The 18,602-nt window shown below is 32.8% G+C and carries 17 protein-coding genes; 5 read left to right on the top strand and 12 right to left on the bottom strand.

Annotated elements, in window-relative coordinates; genetic code table 11:
* Positions 1-68 precede the first annotated feature (68 nt).
* Positions 69-1,028: an NAD(P)H-dependent flavin oxidoreductase gene (locus LB941_RS04440; protein WP_253359819.1), complete on the bottom strand. Its 960-nt coding sequence runs from the start codon at positions 1,026-1,028 to the stop codon at positions 69-71.
* Between the two features lie 102 nt (positions 1,029-1,130).
* Here LB941_RS04440 and LB941_RS04445 point away from each other — a divergent pair, with 102 nt between their 5' ends.
* The 3 genes from LB941_RS04445 (at position 1,131) to LB941_RS04455 (ending at position 3,816) form a co-directional block, all read left to right on the top strand.
* Positions 1,131-1,670, top strand: a complete 540-nt coding sequence (locus LB941_RS04445; RefSeq protein ID WP_253359820.1) for a TetR/AcrR family transcriptional regulator — start codon at positions 1,131-1,133, stop codon at positions 1,668-1,670.
* Between the two features lie 145 nt (positions 1,671-1,815).
* Positions 1,816-3,585 carry an oleate hydratase gene (locus LB941_RS04450; protein ID WP_253359821.1) on the top strand — a complete coding sequence of 590 codons (1,770 nt, stop codon included), beginning with the start codon at positions 1,816-1,818 and terminating at the stop codon, positions 3,583-3,585.
* A gap of 12 nt (positions 3,586-3,597) precedes the next feature.
* Positions 3,598-3,816 carry a hypothetical protein gene (locus LB941_RS04455; RefSeq protein ID WP_253359822.1) on the top strand — a complete coding sequence of 73 codons (219 nt, stop codon included), beginning with the start codon at positions 3,598-3,600 and terminating at the stop codon, positions 3,814-3,816.
* 122 nt (positions 3,817-3,938) lie between these two features.
* Here the strand turns inward: LB941_RS04455 and LB941_RS04460 are convergent, their stop codons facing one another.
* From LB941_RS04460 to LB941_RS04500, 9 genes are all read right to left on the bottom strand, one after another.
* Positions 3,939-4,487 carry a TetR/AcrR family transcriptional regulator gene (locus tag LB941_RS04460; protein WP_253359823.1) on the bottom strand — a complete coding sequence of 183 codons (549 nt, stop codon included), beginning with the start codon at positions 4,485-4,487 and terminating at the stop codon, positions 3,939-3,941.
* Between the two features lie 282 nt (positions 4,488-4,769).
* Positions 4,770-5,552, bottom strand: a complete 783-nt coding sequence (locus LB941_RS04465) for an alpha/beta fold hydrolase (protein WP_253359824.1) — start codon at positions 5,550-5,552, stop codon at positions 4,770-4,772.
* The gene (citG, locus tag LB941_RS04470) at positions 5,552-6,952 is read right to left on the bottom strand and encodes a triphosphoribosyl-dephospho-CoA synthase CitG (RefSeq protein ID WP_253359826.1); all 1,401 of its coding nucleotides are present in this window, start codon (positions 6,950-6,952) and stop codon (positions 5,552-5,554) included. The genes LB941_RS04465 and citG overlap by 1 nt, the downstream gene beginning before the upstream one ends.
* A gap of 95 nt (positions 6,953-7,047) precedes the next feature.
* Positions 7,048-8,586, bottom strand: a complete 1,539-nt coding sequence (gene citF, locus LB941_RS04475; RefSeq protein ID WP_253359829.1) for a citrate lyase subunit alpha — start codon at positions 8,584-8,586, stop codon at positions 7,048-7,050.
* Positions 8,576-9,487 (bottom strand): citrate (pro-3S)-lyase subunit beta, encoded by a 912-nt coding sequence (gene citE / locus LB941_RS04480; RefSeq protein ID WP_253359895.1) that lies wholly within the window; start codon positions 9,485-9,487, stop codon positions 8,576-8,578. The genes citF and citE overlap by 11 nt, the downstream gene beginning before the upstream one ends.
* Before the next feature lie 2 nt (positions 9,488-9,489).
* Positions 9,490-9,783 (bottom strand): citrate lyase acyl carrier protein, encoded by a 294-nt coding sequence (gene citD / locus LB941_RS04485; RefSeq protein WP_253359831.1) that lies wholly within the window; start codon positions 9,781-9,783, stop codon positions 9,490-9,492.
* Positions 9,783-10,829 carry a [citrate (pro-3S)-lyase] ligase gene (gene citC / locus LB941_RS04490; RefSeq protein WP_341869221.1) on the bottom strand — a complete coding sequence of 349 codons (1,047 nt, stop codon included), beginning with the start codon at positions 10,827-10,829 and terminating at the stop codon, positions 9,783-9,785. Before citC ends, citD begins: the two co-directional genes overlap by 1 nt.
* A gap of 17 nt (positions 10,830-10,846) precedes the next feature.
* A complete protein-coding gene (locus LB941_RS04495; protein ID WP_253359833.1) occupies positions 10,847-11,833 on the bottom strand; it encodes an AEC family transporter in 987 nt (328 codons plus the stop codon).
* A 58-nt stretch (positions 11,834-11,891) separates the two neighbouring features.
* On the bottom strand, positions 11,892-13,037 hold the full coding sequence (locus tag LB941_RS04500; RefSeq protein WP_253359835.1) for an NAD(P)-dependent malic enzyme: 1,146 nt from the start codon (positions 13,035-13,037) through the stop codon (positions 11,892-11,894).
* 306 nt (positions 13,038-13,343) lie between these two features.
* Between LB941_RS04500 and LB941_RS04505 the strand changes: the two genes are divergently transcribed.
* Complete coding sequence (locus LB941_RS04505; RefSeq protein ID WP_253359837.1) at positions 13,344-14,285, top strand: sugar-binding transcriptional regulator; 942 nt, start codon at positions 13,344-13,346, stop codon at positions 14,283-14,285.
* Positions 14,286-14,554: 269 nt separating this feature from the next.
* Positions 14,555-15,643: an Ldh family oxidoreductase gene (locus LB941_RS04510; RefSeq protein ID WP_253359839.1), complete on the top strand. Its 1,089-nt coding sequence runs from the start codon at positions 14,555-14,557 to the stop codon at positions 15,641-15,643.
* A 77-nt stretch (positions 15,644-15,720) separates the two neighbouring features.
* Here the strand turns inward: LB941_RS04510 and LB941_RS04515 are convergent, their stop codons facing one another.
* Together LB941_RS04515 and LB941_RS04520 are read right to left on the bottom strand one after the other, a co-directional pair.
* Positions 15,721-17,148, bottom strand: a complete 1,428-nt coding sequence (locus LB941_RS04515) for an MFS transporter (RefSeq protein WP_253359841.1) — start codon at positions 17,146-17,148, stop codon at positions 15,721-15,723.
* Positions 17,149-17,379: 231 nt separating this feature from the next.
* Positions 17,380-18,597 (bottom strand): MFS transporter, encoded by a 1,218-nt coding sequence (locus LB941_RS04520; protein ID WP_425270489.1) that lies wholly within the window; start codon positions 18,595-18,597, stop codon positions 17,380-17,382.
* Between the last annotated feature and the right edge of the window lie 5 nt (positions 18,598-18,602).

The following is an 18,602-nucleotide window of genomic DNA, read 5'->3' on the forward strand; positions in this document are numbered from 1 at the left end:
TTCACTTTTGATTCTTGTATGTTTTTAATTTCACTAAAATACTAATAATCTCTTACAATTCTAGCTGCTTAAATTAACTTCTTTGTACCATTTATATAGATATTTTCAATAATCTTTGCTACTGCTTGCTTTTCTGTTACTAACGAAACAATTTGTCCTGGCATAACTGCCCCTCTCTTTTCAACGTCACCTGTTTCAGAAGCAATTTTTAGTGAACCACTTGCTAATTTACTAACTTTCAAGGCTGCTTGTTGCGGAGATAATTGTCTCTCAATTTGATTAATCTCATCTGATAGCTGATTTTTTATTTGCCAACATGGTGCTTGCATAGAGTAACCTGTCATTACTAAATCTTCTGCAACTGCCTGAATAACCGCTTGTTTTACATTTTCATGCACTTCACCTTCATTGGCTGCTAAAAAGACTGTTCCCATCTCAATCCCACTTGCACCCAGAATTCGAGCTGCTGCATAACCTCTACCATCAGCAATACCACCAGATGCCACTACAGCAGCGTTTGTAACTACATCAACTACTTCAGGCACCAATGCTAATGTCCCAACTTGGGTCATATGTCCACCGCCTTCGCGTCCTTTAGCAATAATTACATCAGCACCACATCTATCTGCTACAATTGCTTCTTTACTCGTTGCTATCTTTGCTAAAATCTTTATTCCAGCTTCATGCCATATATTAAACCATTTCTGTGTTAATTTTTCGTTGAGTCCTTCAAAATTATCTGCATAAATGAATTTCAATTTATATTCTCGGGCAATCGCTGTTATTCTGTTTAAATTATCATCCGCTTCTCGACTAATTGTGACATTTATAGCAAAAGGTTTATCTGTTTTCATTTTTGTTAATTTAATTTCATTTTCAATAACCTCTGTTGGTGCAAATCCTACACCTAAAACACCTAAAGCCCCAGAATTTGAAATTTCACTGACCAAACCTGACATTGAGGTCCATGCCATCGGTCCACCAATAATCGGATATTTTGTTCCTAAAATTTCTGCTAATTTTTCCACTTTGCTCACTCCTATACAATTTGATAGCTGTATTATAATATTACAGAGAAAAAACCAGTAGACATTTTAGGTCATCTGTCTATTTTGAATGAGGGAAAATTAATGCAAGAAAATAAAATTATTCAAGCCTTTTTAACTTTAATTAAAAATAATGATTATGAACAAATTTCGATTACCCAAATCATGCAAGAAGCGCACCTAACTAGAACATATTTTTATCAATTTTTTGACAGTAAAAATGATTTAGCTCGCGAAGCCTTCTTTTTAATCGTAGCTGACATTCTTGACTCATTATCAACTTCTTTTATTGATAAAACTAAAATTAATGATCTTTCTACTTTAAAGGGTGTCGAATTATTTCTTACCCACTCTTCTGAAATGAAACTTTTACTTTCATTTCAAGCCAAAAACTTCAATTTTGTTGCAGAATTTAAAGAACGCATCAAAAAGATTATTAAGCAACAAGTGCTTCTAAAGTCTAGTGCTCCTACTTATAAAATTGATTACTTTTCCGAATTATTTGCTGTATCAGCACTCACCACTATTTCATGGGCTTTAAAGCAAGAACAAATTTCTGCTGAAATTATCGTTGATCTCATTGATAACTGTGTTTCTAATGGCTTACTATCTATAATTCAGTAATAATTATGAATATTTAATTTAATATAGTAAATTTTTAACTTTTTATTGTTAATTTATATTGAAAAATCTTCGATTTGAGCCTATACTCAGTTTAGTTACAGGTGTAACTAACAGCGTTTGTTTTTCCCATTAAGGAGGGATTCTCATGTATTATAGTAGTGGTAATTATGAAGCTTTTGCTCATCCTAAAAAGCCAGCAAATGCAGACAAAAAATCTGCTTACATCGTTGGTTCTGGATTAGCCGGACTGGCAGCTGCTGTCTTTTTAATTCGTGATGGTCAAGTTCCCGGTAATCAAATTCACATCCTAGAAGAATTAAAGCTTCCGGGCGGTAGTATGGATGGTATTTTAAACGAGCAACGTGGTTATATTATTCGTGGTGGTCGTGAAATGGAACCCCATTTTGAAACTTTATGGGACTTATTCCGTTCTATTCCAACTCTAGAAAACCCTGATGTTTCAGTTCTTGACGAGTTTTATTGGCTCAATAAAAAAGACCCTAGTTACTCAAAAACACGCGCCATTGAAAATCGTGGGCAAAAAATTGCAACTGATGGTCAACTAACGCTTTCAAGAAAAGCAGTTGAAGAAATTGCTAAATTAGTTTTAACCTCTGAAGAAAAACTAGGAGATATTAAAATTAACGAAGTTTTTGGAAGCGAATTCTTCAAATCAAATTTTTGGCTATATTGGTCCACAATGTTTGCTTTTGAGCCATGGGCTAGCGCAATAGAAATGCGACGCTATTTATTACGTTTTGTTCACCATGTTGGCACATTGCAAAACATGTCCGCTCTAAAATTCACTAAATATAATCAATACGAATCTTTGGTTAAACCTATGGTTAAATACCTTGAAGACAAGGGAGTTCAGTTTCAATACGACACAATAGTTAATAATGTTATTGTTAATCGTACTGCTGGGCAAAAAATTGCGACTGAGTTAGATATGACTGTTGCTGGCGAAAAGGAAACCTTATCCCTTACTCCTGATGACTTTGTTTTTGTTACAAACGGCTCCATCACAGAAAGCACAACTTATGGTGATAACAATCATCCAGCCCCAACAGAACATGCAATCGGAGCAAGTTGGCAACTTTGGGAAAAATTAGCTGAACAAGATCCGTCATTTGGTCATCCTGCTAAATTCTACAAAAATATTCCTGAAGCAAATTGGGTAATTTCAGCTACATGTACCTTTACTGATAACCGTATTGTTCCTTATATCAAAAAAATTACCGGCAAAGATCCACATAGTGGCTCAATTGTTACTAGTGGTCCTGTATCAATTAAAGACTCAAATTGGCTTTTAGGTATTTCAATCAGTCGTCAACCACACTTTAAACAACAAAACCCAAATGAATTAATTGTCTGGCTTTACGGTTTATTCTCTGATCAACCTGGAAATTACATTCAAAAGAAAATTACAGATTGCAATGGACAAGAATTATGCGAAGAATTTCTTTATCATATTGGTGTTCCAGAAGATCAAATCGCTGATATTGCTAAAGATGCAAATTCAATTCCTATTCATATGCCATATATTACTTCTTATTTCATGCCAAGAAAAACAGGGGATCGGCCTTTAGTTGTCCCTGAGGGTTCTCAAAATCTTGCTTTTATTGGTAACTTTGCTGAAACTAAAAAAGATACTGTTTTTACGACTGAATACTCAGTTAGAACTGCTATGGAAGCTGTTTATCAATTATTAGATATTGATCGTGGTGTCCCTGAAGTTTTTGCATCATCATATGATATTCGAACTATCCTAAGCTCTATTTACTACTTAAACGATAAAAAAAGTTTAGAAGAACTACCATTAAATAAAGTTGAACAAATAGGACTTGAAGCCTTTTTGAAGAAAATTAAAGGTACTTATTTAGAAGAAATCTTTAGAGATGAGCACTTAATCTAGGAGGAATATTCCATGAAAAAAAATAACTTACCCATAATCCCATTAGCTTTTATTGCAGGTGCTGCAGTAGGTAATAGCATTGGCTCAATGTTAAAGCATCAAAAACATGGTTGCAATAAAAATCATTGTTGCCATCACCATGAGCCTGCATGCTGTGACAAATCTTCAACTATAACGGATGAAGATCCAGTATATATTCGTGAAACCCAAACCTCAGGTCATGGACTATAATTACTTGACAAAATAAAAGTGGAATAATGGTTTTTTTAGTAACATCGCTTACGTTATGTTACCAATTAACCATTATTCCATTTTTAATGCTATCTATAATAAACTCAGCTAGTTAATCATAGCTACTCACTTTTTTTTAAGTTAATATTTCTTTGCAGATCTTTTTCAATTTTTGTTGCTAATCTAGTTGCAATTTCTTCAACTGAAAGTTGATAGTTGGTATTGCGCCAATACAATAATGTTGAAAAAATAGCGCCGGAGTAATATGCCACTTCATAGCGTGATGGCTGTTCATCATTTATTTTACTTTTAAAAAAATCTATTAAATAGTTATTCTGCTTTTCCAAAGCAAAACCCTCTATCGCTGCATTAACAATTGCAGATAAAACATGTGGATTACTTTTGAAGTAATTAAAATAAACTTTCAGTAGTTGATCCAACTTGCTTAAACTCTGTCGCGAAATATCCTTAACAAAATTATTATATTCTTCTTGAATAAATTTATTTAAAATATCCTCTTTACTTTTATAGTTTCTATAAAAAGCCATGCGTGATATTTCTGCGTGATTTGCAATATCAGTAATAGAGATATCAGAAAAGTTTTGTTTTTGCATCAAATCAAGCATTGCTTTTTCAACTTTGGCCTGCGTTTTAATACTTCTTTTGTCCATTTGTATCTGAAATCCTCCAAACTTCTATTTTTTTACTTCATGTACCATCAGCATACTGCAGACATCACATTACATTCTCTTCAAATTTATAAATAAATCTTTAGCTATCTATAAGTGTTAAAAATTTTACTTTTATTTATTATACATCATATTGTTAAAATTAGTTCATCATTTAGATTTAAAATATAAATTTTTGTCATTATACTTTGAAATAAGCTAGTAGAAAACCATACTAAAAATAGTTGTCCTGTCAACAGAACAACTATTTTTAGTATAGAATCTCTATAATTCGAGAAATTTTAACATTATTCTATTAAATTCATCCGACTTTTCCATATGTACTAAATGTCCAGCCTTACTTAAAACCTCATTATAGCCATAATACGCTATTTTTTTACAATAGTTAGCATACTCATATGACCATAATGGAGAACCTTCTCCAGCAATGAATAATTGTGGTTCCTTAATATTAGTGATTACATCACGCCAATCTTGTTCCATATGGTTAGCTAGCAATGGTGCATTAAGTTCAAAATCAAAAATATTATCTGCTCTTTTTTGCTTTAACATATTAACAAAATCTACATCCAAAGGTATTTTATTCATATGCATTCGCATCGTTTGAGGAACATTAAGCCAAAAGTTATCCCAATAAACATTTTTTATTCCATATTTCCAATTCTCATCATTAATAAGTTTGGGTGATTGATCAATTGTAATTATTTTCTTTATATGTTTTTCACCAAATAAAGACACATATGCCCAAATAGCACTTGCCCCCATTGAATGTCCGATAAAAATAGCCTGTTGTATTTCTAAGCTAGTAAGTAACTCAGAAACATCTGCAGCTAATCTATATATTCGCAAGTTTTTACTTGTTCTCATTGACTCGCCATGATTTCTCCAATCAAGTGTTATAACTCGATAGTTGTTTCTTAATAATTCGCTTTTTTGTTTCTCCCATTCTTCTTTAATGCCTGAATATCCGCTCAAAAGAATTACTGGCTCACCTACACCATCATCTGTATATGTTAATTTAATTAAATCACTAGTTCTAAATTCCATCAAATTACGCCTTCAATTTTAGCAACAAAAATTGTTAAAATAAGTAAATCTGCAGATCCACCTAAACTTAAATTTCTTTCAATAAACAACTTATCAAGTTTATACAAATATTCGATTCCTTCTTTTGTCTTACTTCCACCTAGTTTAAAATAGTGCGCCGTAAAATTCTTCATTTCAGTTAAAATTGCAACAGAATGTGCTCGTTTTATTAAATTTGAATCACTCGTATGCTCCGCTATATACATAAATGTGTCCAATAGTCTCTGATTAAGACTTCCTGTTGAAGCTTTTAAATATGACAATCCATAATTAAAAACCACAGGATATCCATCTACTGCCTCACCACGTATTCCACGCGTTTTATATTTCAAAAATTGCTGTTCACCTGCTGTTAACTCTCCATTATTCTTCATGTTTATACTTTTAAAGTCGTCTTCTAATAATTCAGATAACATTTTTTTAATAGTTTGTTGAAGTGCCATTATACTATAATTCTGTTGTTTCTTTAGATAAGCTACTGCTGTTAAAAAAATGCCCAAAGAAAAAATTGCTCCTTTGTGTGTATTTATTCCATTAGTTGCAGCATACATATCTTTTTCCGCTATCATTCCTAATTTTCGCAATTCATTAAATAATTGCGTTAAATCTTTTTCCTTGAAATTCACTGCTAAATCATACGCAGCGCTAAAATACGGTCTCAAAGCTTGGCTACTATCGATAAAAGTAAAAACATCCATATCTAAATGGGAGCCATTACTTATAGGATCAACCAATCCTGGTTTTGGATTTACTGTTACTTCATATAAAAGTGCAGCAAGCGCCGCATCTACTGTCTTTATTTTCACATTTTTAATATCTTGCTTCATATATTTTTCTATTAATTTTTCAATTTCACGATATATCTCTGCTAAAGTATGTTTTTGTGTTTTTGCACAAATTTTAGCATCTTGTTCACAAATCAAACATTTACGTGCTTCAAACCCTAATTGCGTTCGTGAAAGCTGATAATTCTTATCCGTTTTTGACATTACATCAATATCAAAAAGCCTTCCCAATAAAAAGTTGCTTTCAAAAGTAATCATCTCTTTTTTCACAGGAATAATATCTCCTGAAACTACTACTACCCCTTCAGGTCCTGTTATTTTATCCAAAAAAAGATTAAAAAAGAAAATTTCTAACTTTTTGTCTTTCAAAGAGTTAATAATTTTATTCCAGCCTAATTCAAATACTTTTTTCAAAGAAGCATTCGTTTTGATTGGCCCTGGGATATTTAACTTTATACCAAGTACTACCTTATTCGGATACTTTGTTTCAATCGTTTCTTGATAATTTTGTCTCCACTCTTTGTTTTGTAACACCTCATCTAAGCTAACAACACGACCATTCGAAAAAATTTCCAATTACCTATCCTTCTTTCCTATATCAAAAATCATACAGATAAAAATACAAAGCCGCAACATAAAATATTCTTTTACATCGTGGCTTAGTATTCTATTTATTCTTTGACTTCATTAATAACATCAATTAACGAACCATCACGATACTCTACTAATGCAACTACTCGATTTGTAAATTCTAATTGCTTAGGAATTCCCACTTTTTCTTGTGCTTTTTTCTGCATCTCTTCTATCGTCAAAACAGGAACACCAGGAATCTTAGTCAATAGTTTTAATAAATCTTTTCGTTTAGGATTAATTGCGATACCAATTTCAGTTACCACTACATCAACAGAATCACCTGGTGTCACAACTGTTGTTACATTAGGAACTACTGTTGCTATTCGGCCACGTACCAATGGGGCAGAAATAATTGTTAATTTTGCCGTTGCTGCATCTTGGTGACCACCAATTGCACCTCTAATAACACCATCTGATCCAGATATAACATTAACATTAAACTGCGTATCCACTTCTAAAGCTGATAAAATAACAACATCTAATGCATCAACCATCGCCCCCTTATTTGCAGGGTCGGCATACCATGAAGCATCAATTTCTTGTTGGTTTTTATTTTTATGCATTGAAATAGCTGCGCCTTCATCAAAGTCTTGCACATCCATTACTTTTTGAACTAATCCTTCTTCAAGTAAATCAATTGTTGGTTTCGTAATACCTCCCAATGCGAATGAAGCTTTAATCTGATTAGCTATCATTGATTGGCGTAAAAACCGTGTTACAGCAAGTGCTGCCCCACCAGAACCTGTCTGGAAAGAAAATCCTTCTTTAAAATATGGAGAATGTGTTATTACTTCATTCACTGTTTTAGCAATTTTTAATTCCTTAGGATCCTTTGTAAAGCGAGTTGCCCCTGAACCTATTTTATCAGGATCTCCAACTGCATCAACTTTGACCACATAATCAACTTGGGTTTGCTTAATAGATGCTGGAGTATTTGGATAAGGCTTAATATTGTCTGTTACTAAAACCACTTTCTCAGCATATTTTGCATCCATTAAAGCATATCCTAATGAGCCAAATGCTGTTTTACCATCCATTCCATTAGCATTTCCCATTGCATCTGAATTCGGAACACCCAAAAAGGCAACATCAATTTTTATTTTCCCTGATTCAATTGCTCGTGCACGTCCACCATGTGATCTAAAAATAACTGGATTTTTTAATGCGCCATGCGAAATTGCATCTCCAAGCGTGCCTCGCATTCCTGAAGAAGTAATGTTTGTTACAACACCTTTACCAATTGCTTCAACTACAATTTCATTCATAACATTTGTTAATGATGACGGAGCCAATGTCAAATTCTTAAACCCATAATCGATGATAAGGCGCATTACTTTATTAAAGACATAATCTCCTTCTCTAAAATGATGATGAAATGAAATAGTCATACCGTCCTTAACCGTTTTTAAAACTACATCCTGTAAGGAATCAACTACTTTATTATTTTCTGTTGTAGCATGAACTTTAGGCGCATCTCTTTGAATAACTGAATTGCCAAAATCAACAGTTTGAAAACTTTGATAGCCTTTTTCTTTTAAAATTTCGTCAGGAATCTCACGTCCTACATTATTCTTCAATTTCATTTCCCTCCTCATCAATTAGATTTGCTGCAATTGCAAGTCTCATTACTCTTTGTGCGCGTAAAACAACAGGACGATCAACCATTTGACCATTCATTGATATGACACCTGAACCTTTTCGCTTAGCATCTTCAATTGCTGCAATAACACCTTGTGCATTCAAAATTTCTTTTTTCGTTGGTTCATATACTTTGTTTACCATTTCAATTTGGCGTGGATTTACTAAAGACTTACCATCAAAGCCTAATTGATGAATCAATTCTGTTTCACGATAGAAGCCTTCTTCATCATCCATATTAGTAAATACAGTATCAAACGCGGCAATCCCAGCTGCTCGAGCTGCATGTAAAATAACGTTTCTTGCATACAGCAACTCTTGACCATCAGAATAGCGATGTGTTTTCATATCTGTTGTATAATCCTCAGCCGATAATGCAATACCAATCATTCTTTTTGATGAAGTTGCTATTTCAAAAGCATTAACTACTCCTTTAGCAGATTCTATAGCTGCCATTAAATTCGTTGAACCCACTTCACGACCAAAACTTTTTTCTGCTTTCTCAACAAGAACTTCTAATTGTTGCATCATTTCTGCTGATTCAACCTTAGGTAATCTAATAACATCTATTCCAGCTTTAACCATTGCTTTAATATCATTTTCATAATATGGTGTATCCAAACCATTAATTCTAACAACTAGTTCAGCATCACCATAATCCACCGTTTGTAATGCTTCATATACTAGATATCGCGCTGCATCTTTTTCCGACATCGATACTGCATCTTCTAAATCGAACATTATTGAATCAGCACCAAAAATTCCTGCATCTTTTACCATTGCTGGATTATTTCCAGGTACAAACATCATTGTTCTACGTAACCGTTCTTTTTGTTTCATCATTAGAGCACCTCCCATTGAGGCGTATCAACTATATCTAAAGCTCTTTGAGCAGCAGTGATAGCACGTGCTTTTATCACCATATCTAACGCACCTTTATCAATCACACGTATCTCAGCATTTTCTATCTTGTATTTTTTTAAAACATTTACAATTGTCTCTTTTATTTGATCGCCAAATTGCTTAGCTACATCTGATTCCAATTCGAATTCAAACCCGTTTTTACCCGTACTTAACATTATTTGTACATCTGAAGACTCTAATGTGCCTGCAATTGCACTTTTTTTAATTTCCATTAGTTCTCTGCCCTTTCTCTTATTCGTAATTGTATATTTTCCATATTCTGAATAATATAATCCGCTGTTGTTTTGGGAACATAGTCTGTAAACTCACCAAAGTTTCCTGTTGCAATTGCTTCCCTAACTTTTGTAGCAGACACTGTTACACCGCTTATTTTTTTTCGCGGAACTATTATTACTTGAATATCATTTCCAAGCTCCTTTTTTAATGCATCATTATATAAACTAGTTGTATGCGAAAATGGTTCACTGCCTAGGTAACGGCTCGTTATTCCCAACGGCTTAATAATATTATTTTTAAAAATCTTTGCATCAAGCATCGTTTGATATTTAATTATTTGATCAGTATTTTTAATAAAATATGATGCAAAACTCACATAACTAACCATATAATCACCGCCATTTACTACAACAACATTTTTTAAATCTGCTGTTCCTCTCTTTATTAACTCAATTCTCTCATTGGTTTTAAAAAGAGAGGCATCTTGATTAACAACAAATACGTATACATAATCATTTTCACTTGCTGCTTTCTCTACTAAAAAGCGATGTCCTTTAGTAAAAGGATTAGCGTTCATTACGATGCTTGCAATTCTCTTTTTTATAGGAAAATGCGGAATACTTGCAATATAATCAGTAATATTGGGAGTACCTTTTTCCATCAATATTCCTAAAGATGTAGCTGCCAATAACTTAAATCCAACATGTTCAAAGCTTTTTTGATACATTGGTTTTGTATAGACAAAATAATGAAAACACTCCACTTGGCTCAGCCTATTTTCTAATTCAGAAATTATTTTGTTAAATCTTGCTCCTTTAGTTTCTGATATAACATCGCAAACAGCCACATATTTTATGACATTTCCTGCAAGAGAACCAGTTGCTATAAGTTCATCTTGCTCATTAAAAATACCAATTGTTTGTTGAATTAGATTTACTTCATTTTCAGCAAAGTTTTTTATTCCACGTTCTTCTAAAAAAGCCTGCCATTTTTTACGCATTTTTTTGTTAGTCAAATAAATATCTTGAATTTTTTCATCCATACAAAAACCACTCATTTCTATAAAACACTTTGTAGCATCATTATAATAGGCACAACAATCACAAATAATATCGATGATGATACAACCACATTCGTAGCATACTTAACATCACCATGATACTCATTAGCCATAATAGGCAAAACCGCTAATGTTGGTGTTGCAGACTGAATGATTAATGTTTTTTGGAATATAGGCGTTAAACTTATTCCAAATGCATGTAACCCAACCATAACAACGACAACCATTATAATTGGTGAAAGGATAAATCGACCAATCAACGTCATAACAATGTGACCATCAAATTCCATATTCTTAAGTCCAAATTGACGGAGCATTATTCCTATATATATCAATGATAAAGGCGTGACTAAAGCACCCATATCAGGTACAAATGTAGTACTTAAAAAACTTAATCCTAAATAAAAATGTTTTAAAGGTTCAATATAAATAAATGGTAATGCTGCTATGAAACCATATAAAGGAACTGGTAGTAAATGTGATAAATCAAATTTTACATCTTTATTTTTACCATTTATTGTTGGATCATCATTTGCTATAAACCAAACTCCTATTGTCCAAATTACAATAGTATTAACAATGTAATATACTAATAAATATGGTATAGAGCTTGTTCCAAATAAGGCTGTATTTAAAGGCATCCCTATAAAAACCGTATTTGCTCCTGTAATTCCTTGGATCATTAATCCTCGTTTGCCTCGCGGAACTCTAAACATCTTTGTTAATAAGATAGCAATAAAATAGTCAATCGCAATTGAAATAATAACATAAATTAGTCCTGTACCCAATTTACTTAATACAGATGGATTAAAATTATTCAACATTGAATTGAATATTGCAAGAGGTAATGATATTTTCATTATTAATTTAGATAATGAGTTAGAGAATCCTTCTCCAAAAAAGCCAGCCGCTTGCGCAAAATAACCTACAGCAATCATCATTACAATTGCTAAAACACTTTGAATCGAAGTAAAAAAAACACTCATTTTGTACACCTCTTTTTAATTAAGTGCAACATCTTTTCTTCTGCACTTTTAGTAACGCTTATTGTTTACTATATTTAATTACCGCATCTGATACAGCATGAACAACACCTTTATCAAACACCTTCGGAACAATATTATTTTCACTTGGGTTAACTATCATATCAGCCAGACCCTGGGCAACACTAATTTGCAACTTCATATCAACTTTCTTTATTCCACTAGCTAACAATCCTTTAAAAAGCCCAGGGAATACCAAGATATTATTCACTTGATTTTCCCACTGCGATGACCCTGTAGCTATTACTTTAGCTCCACCTTTTTTCGCGTCTTCTGGTAAAATCTCAGGAATTGGATTTGCAAGTGCAAATACTATCGCTTCTTTATTCATTTTTTTTACTTGTTTTGTGCTTAAAACATTAGCATCTGATAAGCCAATGAATACATCTTGTCCTGCAATAACTTCATCAAGACTATTTCCTTTGGCTGAATTAACTTTAGTAGCTAATTCTCTTTGATATTTGTTGTAACGCTCGTCATCAGGTGTTACTACGCCATAAATATCGACTAATGTTAAATTATTAATTCCCATCGCAAGTAATATTTTTGCAGTTGCTACGCCTGCAGCACCTAAGCCATTAATAACAATGTTAAGAGATGTTAACTCTTTATTCACAACTTTAGCTGCATTAATAATTCCTGCTAAAACAACAATAGCAGTTCCTGTTTGATCATCATGATAAACAGGAATATTAAGTTGTTCTTGTAATTTTTGTTCTATTTCAAAAACTCTCGGTGCTGCAATATCTTCAAGATGGATTCCAGCAAAAGAGTTTTCCATATTTTTTACACTGTTTACAAAATCATCTACACTATTTTGTGAAAAAGCTAATGGTATTGCATCAACATCAGCAAAATTTTTATATAAAAGCGCTTTCCCTTCTACAATGGGAAGGCCGGCTGCAGGACCTACATTTCCAAGCCCTAAAACCGCTGAACCATCAGTAATTATCGCTACTAGCTTACCGCTTATGGTATATTTGTTTTTATCTTTTGGATTTGATTCAATAAGTTTTGCCAATCCTGCTACACCGGGTGTGTATGCTTCACCTAGTTCACTGCCATTATCAACACTAAACTCAGGTAAAATTCCTAATACTCCTTTATGCTTTTCATGAATTGTTAAAACTTTATCCATATCAACCATTAACTAAGCCTCTTTTCAATTTTTTAAAAAATGTAATGTCTGCTAGCATCATTTACGTGACTTAGTTTATTCCTAAATCCGCAGAAAGTAAACCTTTTTTGTTTAAAAAATATAAAAAATGTTTTTTTAAAGGCTATTATTTTTAAATTTTTAAAAAGAAATGACACTTATTTGAATTAGTCTTATTTTTGTGCTCTACTTTAAATTTTAAAAAGCGTTGTTTAATATTTTAAAATGTTTTAAAATATCTATAGGTTACTTTTGTAAAAATTGCTGGCTTTTGAATCTAAAAAAGGAGGCATCGATATGCAGCATAGCGAATTGTTATCGAATATATCAGAAGATTATTATCTCAACAAATTGTCTTTTGGAGAAATATCAAAAAAATATAAACTTAGCCGTTATCTGATAAATAAATATTTGAACGATGCAATTAAACAAGGCATTGTAAAAATTCAAATTGAAGCTATCGCAAAACGAAATTCACAATTAGAGCTTCTTTTAAGTGAAAAGTTTAAAAAAATACATTTCTACGTTATCTCTGATGGTAAAAATGATATTACAACTTCTAATGAATTATCCAAATCAGCTGCTTTAATTGTTGAAAAAATGTTTAAAAAAAATTGTAAAGTAGTTGGTACTAGTTGGGGAGAAGCCATCTATAGTTTGGTAGACAACTTTCAAAACTTTCCACTTGAAGACGTTAAATTTACTCAATTCATGGGAGAAAATATGAAATATAATTCTACTGCTGGCTCAATGCGAATGGTTGAAAAAATCGCTACGAAATTCTCAAGTGAATTTTTAACATTACCTGCTCCGTTATACATTATTGATAATCAAGTTCGTGAAGGGTTATATTTCGAGCCATCAATCAAAAACACTTTAAATATTGCCAAAGAAATGGATGTTTTATTAACTGGGATTGGTACAATTCGTTCATTAAAATCAATTCCTATTTGGAAAGAAAATATTCATCGCATTTTTCCAAATATTTCTCTCGATAAAATAGCTGGTGTTATGTACGGTCGTGCATTTGATATAGATGGAAACATTTTAAATGCAGATAATGATAAGGTTATGGGAATTACTATCAATCAGATTCTTAAAACACCACGCAGAGTTTGTCTTGTTCGCAGTAAGTCAAAAACACAATCTCTAATTGGCGCATTGCGAGGGCAACTAGTTACTGACATTATTTTAAGCGAAACGATAGCATATCGTATCCTTGCTGAAATCAATGACTAAAGTTTTTATTCTAAATGTAATTTTTATCATTGTTTGCAAATCTAAACTTGTAACAACTTAATATGCTGAAAAAAATATAAGTAAATTGCGCTGTGTATGAGACTACCCTTATATACAATACAATTTATTTATATTTTTTAAACATTTTTAAAATTCATAACACAAGGATCCTGATCTATGTTATGATACATATAATTTTTACATTAAATTATAGTGAGTTCACTCTTACTATTTTAATAGAAATCAACTTAAAACGAGGTGCGTTTTGCATGATAAAAAAATACGATAGTACAAAATTACATCAACTTGTGCTTGAAATCTATCAAAAATATGGATTTTCAAAAACAGATAGTGAAAAAATTGCACATACTTTAATCTATACCGATATGCATGGCATTCAATCTCACGGTGTTCAAAGAATGATTATGTATGATAATTTTATCCAAAGTGGCAAAGTCAGAATTGACAGTAAGCCTGAAATTATTAAAGAAACACCCGTTAGTGCTGTTATCGATGCTCATTTTGGTCTTGGACAATTGAATGGTATCTATAGCATGGATGTTGCCATTAAAAAAGCTAAAAATGCTGGTGTTGGTATTGTCACAACAAAAAAGTCTGGTCATTATGGAATTGCTGGTTTTTATGCAAATATGGCAGCCGAACAAGGACTAATTGGTATCTCATCCACTAACTCACGTCCGGCAATGCTACCGACACATGCAACGCAATCTTTTTTGGGTACTAACCCGATTGGCTTTGCTATGCCTGCTAATCCACACAACTTTATTTTGGATTTTGCTACAACGACTGTTCCGCAAGGAAAAATTGAAGTATATCGCAAACTTGAAAAAGACTTACCTGCTCTTTGGGTTGCAAAAAATGGTGATCAACCTGTTAACGACCATAACGATACAACTAATTTAGATTTATTGCGTGATCCAAAATCTAACGTTGGTCTTACTCCTTTAGGTGGTGTTTCTGAATTCACTGGGAGTCACAAAGGATTTGGACTTGGCATGATGGTCGAAATTTTCACTTCAATTCTATCACAGGGTGACATCTCACATGAAATTGAAGCTGACAATTTAGCCGTTGGTCCGTGTCAAAGTTTTATCGCAATTGATCCATCTATGTTTGGCGACAGAGAACAAATTATCAAACGTTTTTCTGCATACTTAGAAGATATCCGTAATTTACCAGCTATTCCAGGAAAAACAATCTATGTTCATGGTGATAAAGAAGCTTTAAATTACGAAGATGCTAAACAAAATGGCATTAAAATTGATGACGCTACTCTTGCTGAAATTAAAGCAATTGCTAATCGTCTAAATGTTGATGCTGATAAGTACCTAAACTAAATCTTAATTCAAATTAAATTGTCCCCAAAAGTTAGGTAAAACCCAACTCTTAGGGACAATTTTATATTATTTCCACTTTAATTCTTTCTTAATCTCATCCACACACGATACAGTGTTAACAACCATGTAATTACTATTATATATGACGCACTTGTAAACGCAACATGCATCCCATAGACGAAAACTTCGCTATGATGCGTTGGATAACTTGTTATTGTATACCCAATCTTTTTACTCATTGCAAAATATAAAATTGTCGTTACTAAACTCGTTCCAGAAATCATACCTAGATTTCGCGCTAAAGCATTCATTGCTCCTGCTACACCTAGTTTTTGTTTAGGCGCATTCGTCATAATTAATGCATTATTTGGTGTTTGAAAAAACGACATGCCAATACTGCCTATCATGGATAAACTACCAACAAAAAGCAATGGTGTGTTTGCATCAACCATTCGCCAACCAAAAAATGAAATCGCTAAAATAGTTAGCCCAAACAAAGTTACATATTCTTGATCAAATTTATCCGCAATATAACCGGAAATAGGCGTTCCCACAAGCATTGTTACCGGCCAAATCATCATATAAAGTCCAGCAGTACCAGAAGATAGCCCTCTAAGATTCTCAAAGTAAAATGGCAACAAAACGTTAATAAAAAAATTACTTGTAAATATTAGAAAAGCTGCAATAAGACTAATTGTGAATAACGATGATTTAAATAAACTTAAGTCCAAAAGCGGTATTTTAACATTCAATTCATGCACAATAAAATATGCCAATAATAACGCAGAAACAACAAATAAACTAAGCGGAATTAACTGGATAAAACCTTGCTCTTGTCCAATGTTAACTCCCAGAAAAAACAAACTGATTGTCAAAAATAAACTAACAATACCTGCATAATCCAAATCTACTTTTGAAGTTTCAATTTTTTCATGTGGGAAAACTTTCATTCCAATCATAATAGCTGCGATACCAATTGGAACATTCATCCAAAAAATATACGACCACTTAAAGTGCTCTAAAATTAACCCTCCAACCCCAGGGCCTGTTATAGTACCTAGAGAAACAAACATTGCGTTAAGTGCCATTGCTCGTGCTCTCATCTTAAACGGTGCTGCACTTGTAATAATTCCAAAACTAGTACTCATTGTCATCGCAGCTCCTAATGCTTGCACTACACGAGCAAACAGTAAGAACCATAATCCAAGATTTATGCCTGCACATAATGAGCCAAGCGTAAAAATGTACGTACCTATCTTAAAAACCTTTATTTTTCCTATTTGATCGCCTAATCTCCCGAAAAATGTTAGCAATCCAGAAATGATAATTAAATATATCGAAACCGTCCAGGTTGCTTGATTCATAGGAATCGCTAAATCTTTTGACATGACTGGTAAAGCGATATTAACAATCGAAGCATCTAAAGTAGACATAAAAGTAAACATACCTACCGCAATAATTATCAACCAAACATTCTGGTTAGACGTATTCTTTTTTTCTTGCATTAAACTTTCTTCTCATCCTCTCTAATAACATAGATAACTATATTTTAGTATAAGTCACTGCCCTTTCATGCTACCCTTTCAAGTATTGCCTTGACTCCATTTTTACAGTAATATAATAATTTATGTTAATTTTTTCACTGTAAATAAAGAATATGAACTTTGCTAAAAAACAAAATCCATATTATCCCTATAATTAAGTATATGCTATTTATCAAATAATTTCCTGCTATTTTACCTATCTAATTTTGAATGCTTTGATGTCTCAAGCATTCTAATATATACGATTAGACTTACAAATACCGCAGCAGACACATAATAGAAGAACCAGTTTTCATGATGAATTGTTTTTAACCACAATGCCACATATTCTACTGTTCCACCAAAAATTGCCACCGTTAGCCCATATGGTAGCCCTACACCTAACGCTCTAATCTCAGTTGGAAAAAGTTCCGCTTTCACAACTGCATTAATTGAAGTATAACCACTAACAATCATCAAACCCGCAAGCATTAACAAAAAGGCACTTAATGGGCTATCAAAAGCCTGTAATCCCATAAAAATTGGAACCGTGAGTAGAGTACCTAAAATTCCAAACCAATATAATAATGGTTTACGCCCAATCTTATCTGAAATATGACCAAAAACCGGCTGCATAATCATAAAAATTAATAATGCCAAAAAATTAATTTCTGTAGTCAATCTCGTAGGTAATCCCAATGTATTAATCATATACTTTTGCATATATGTTGTATACGTATAAAAAGCAATTGTACCACCAAATGTTAATCCAATTACAGTTAATACTTGTCCTGGATATTTAGCTAATTGTTTTAAGGTTCCTTTAGGGCCTTTATTTTGGGCGGTATTTTTAAATTGATCAGTTTCATCCATAGACAATCTTAAATATAAAACAATTAATGCACCAATTGCACCAATGACAAAAGGTATTCTCCATGCCCAAGCACGTAGTTGTGTATCATTGAAAAATAATTGCAATAATATTTGGACAATTAAAGCTAGCAACTGTCCACTAATCAGTGTCACATATTGAAAAGAAGCATAATATCCTCTGCGATTTGAACTTGCCATTTCAGAAAGATAAGTTGCTGAAATACCATACTCTCCTCCTAACGAAACACCTTGAATCAAACGAATTAACACCAATATAATCGGTGATAAAACTCCAATTGTCTCATATGTAGGCACAATTGCGATTAGTAAAGATCCACAAGCCATAATAACTACAGATAGAGTTAATGCAAAACGTCGTCCATGCTGATCTGCCAACTTTCCCATTATAAAACTTCCAAATGGCCGCATCAAAAAACCAACTGCAAATACAGCTGCTGCACTTAGTAATTCGACTGTTTGATTGTTGCTTGGGAAAAAAGAATTAGCAAAATAAATAGCAAATGAAGCATATATATACCAATCAAACCATTCAATCATGTTGC

Source organism: Ligilactobacillus ubinensis, from assembly GCF_024160875.1.
GTDB classification, from domain to species: domain Bacteria; phylum Bacillota; class Bacilli; order Lactobacillales; family Lactobacillaceae; genus Ligilactobacillus; species Ligilactobacillus ubinensis.

Excerpts from the sequence above, each read along its gene's own strand:
- LB941_RS04505 (WP_253359837.1), top strand. The coding sequence starts at position 13,344 with ATGCAGCATAGCGAATTGTTATCGAATATATCAGAAGATTATTATCTC.
- citE (WP_253359895.1), bottom strand. The coding sequence starts at position 9,487 with ATGAAACAAAAAGAACGGTTACGTAGAACAATGATGTTTGTACCTGGA.
- citC (WP_341869221.1), bottom strand. The coding sequence starts at position 10,829 with ATGGATGAAAAAATTCAAGATATTTATTTGACTAACAAAAAAATGCGT.
- citD (WP_253359831.1), bottom strand. The coding sequence starts at position 9,783 with ATGGAAATTAAAAAAAGTGCAATTGCAGGCACATTAGAGTCTTCAGAT.
- LB941_RS04520 (WP_425270489.1), bottom strand. The coding sequence starts at position 18,597 with ATGATTGAATGGTTTGATTGGTATATATATGCTTCATTTGCTATTTAT.
- LB941_RS04450 (WP_253359821.1), top strand. The coding sequence starts at position 1,816 with ATGTATTATAGTAGTGGTAATTATGAAGCTTTTGCTCATCCTAAAAAG.
- LB941_RS04455 (WP_253359822.1), top strand. The coding sequence starts at position 3,598 with ATGAAAAAAAATAACTTACCCATAATCCCATTAGCTTTTATTGCAGGT.
- LB941_RS04495 (WP_253359833.1), bottom strand. The coding sequence starts at position 11,833 with ATGAGTGTTTTTTTTACTTCGATTCAAAGTGTTTTAGCAATTGTAATG.
- LB941_RS04465 (WP_253359824.1), bottom strand. The coding sequence starts at position 5,552 with ATGGAATTTAGAACTAGTGATTTAATTAAATTAACATATACAGATGAT.
- LB941_RS04500 (WP_253359835.1), bottom strand. The coding sequence starts at position 13,037 with ATGGTTGATATGGATAAAGTTTTAACAATTCATGAAAAGCATAAAGGA.
- LB941_RS04510 (WP_253359839.1), top strand. The coding sequence starts at position 14,555 with ATGATAAAAAAATACGATAGTACAAAATTACATCAACTTGTGCTTGAA.
- LB941_RS04460 (WP_253359823.1), bottom strand. The coding sequence starts at position 4,487 with ATGGACAAAAGAAGTATTAAAACGCAGGCCAAAGTTGAAAAAGCAATG.
- LB941_RS04515 (WP_253359841.1), bottom strand. The coding sequence starts at position 17,148 with ATGCAAGAAAAAAAGAATACGTCTAACCAGAATGTTTGGTTGATAATT.
- LB941_RS04445 (WP_253359820.1), top strand. The coding sequence starts at position 1,131 with ATGCAAGAAAATAAAATTATTCAAGCCTTTTTAACTTTAATTAAAAAT.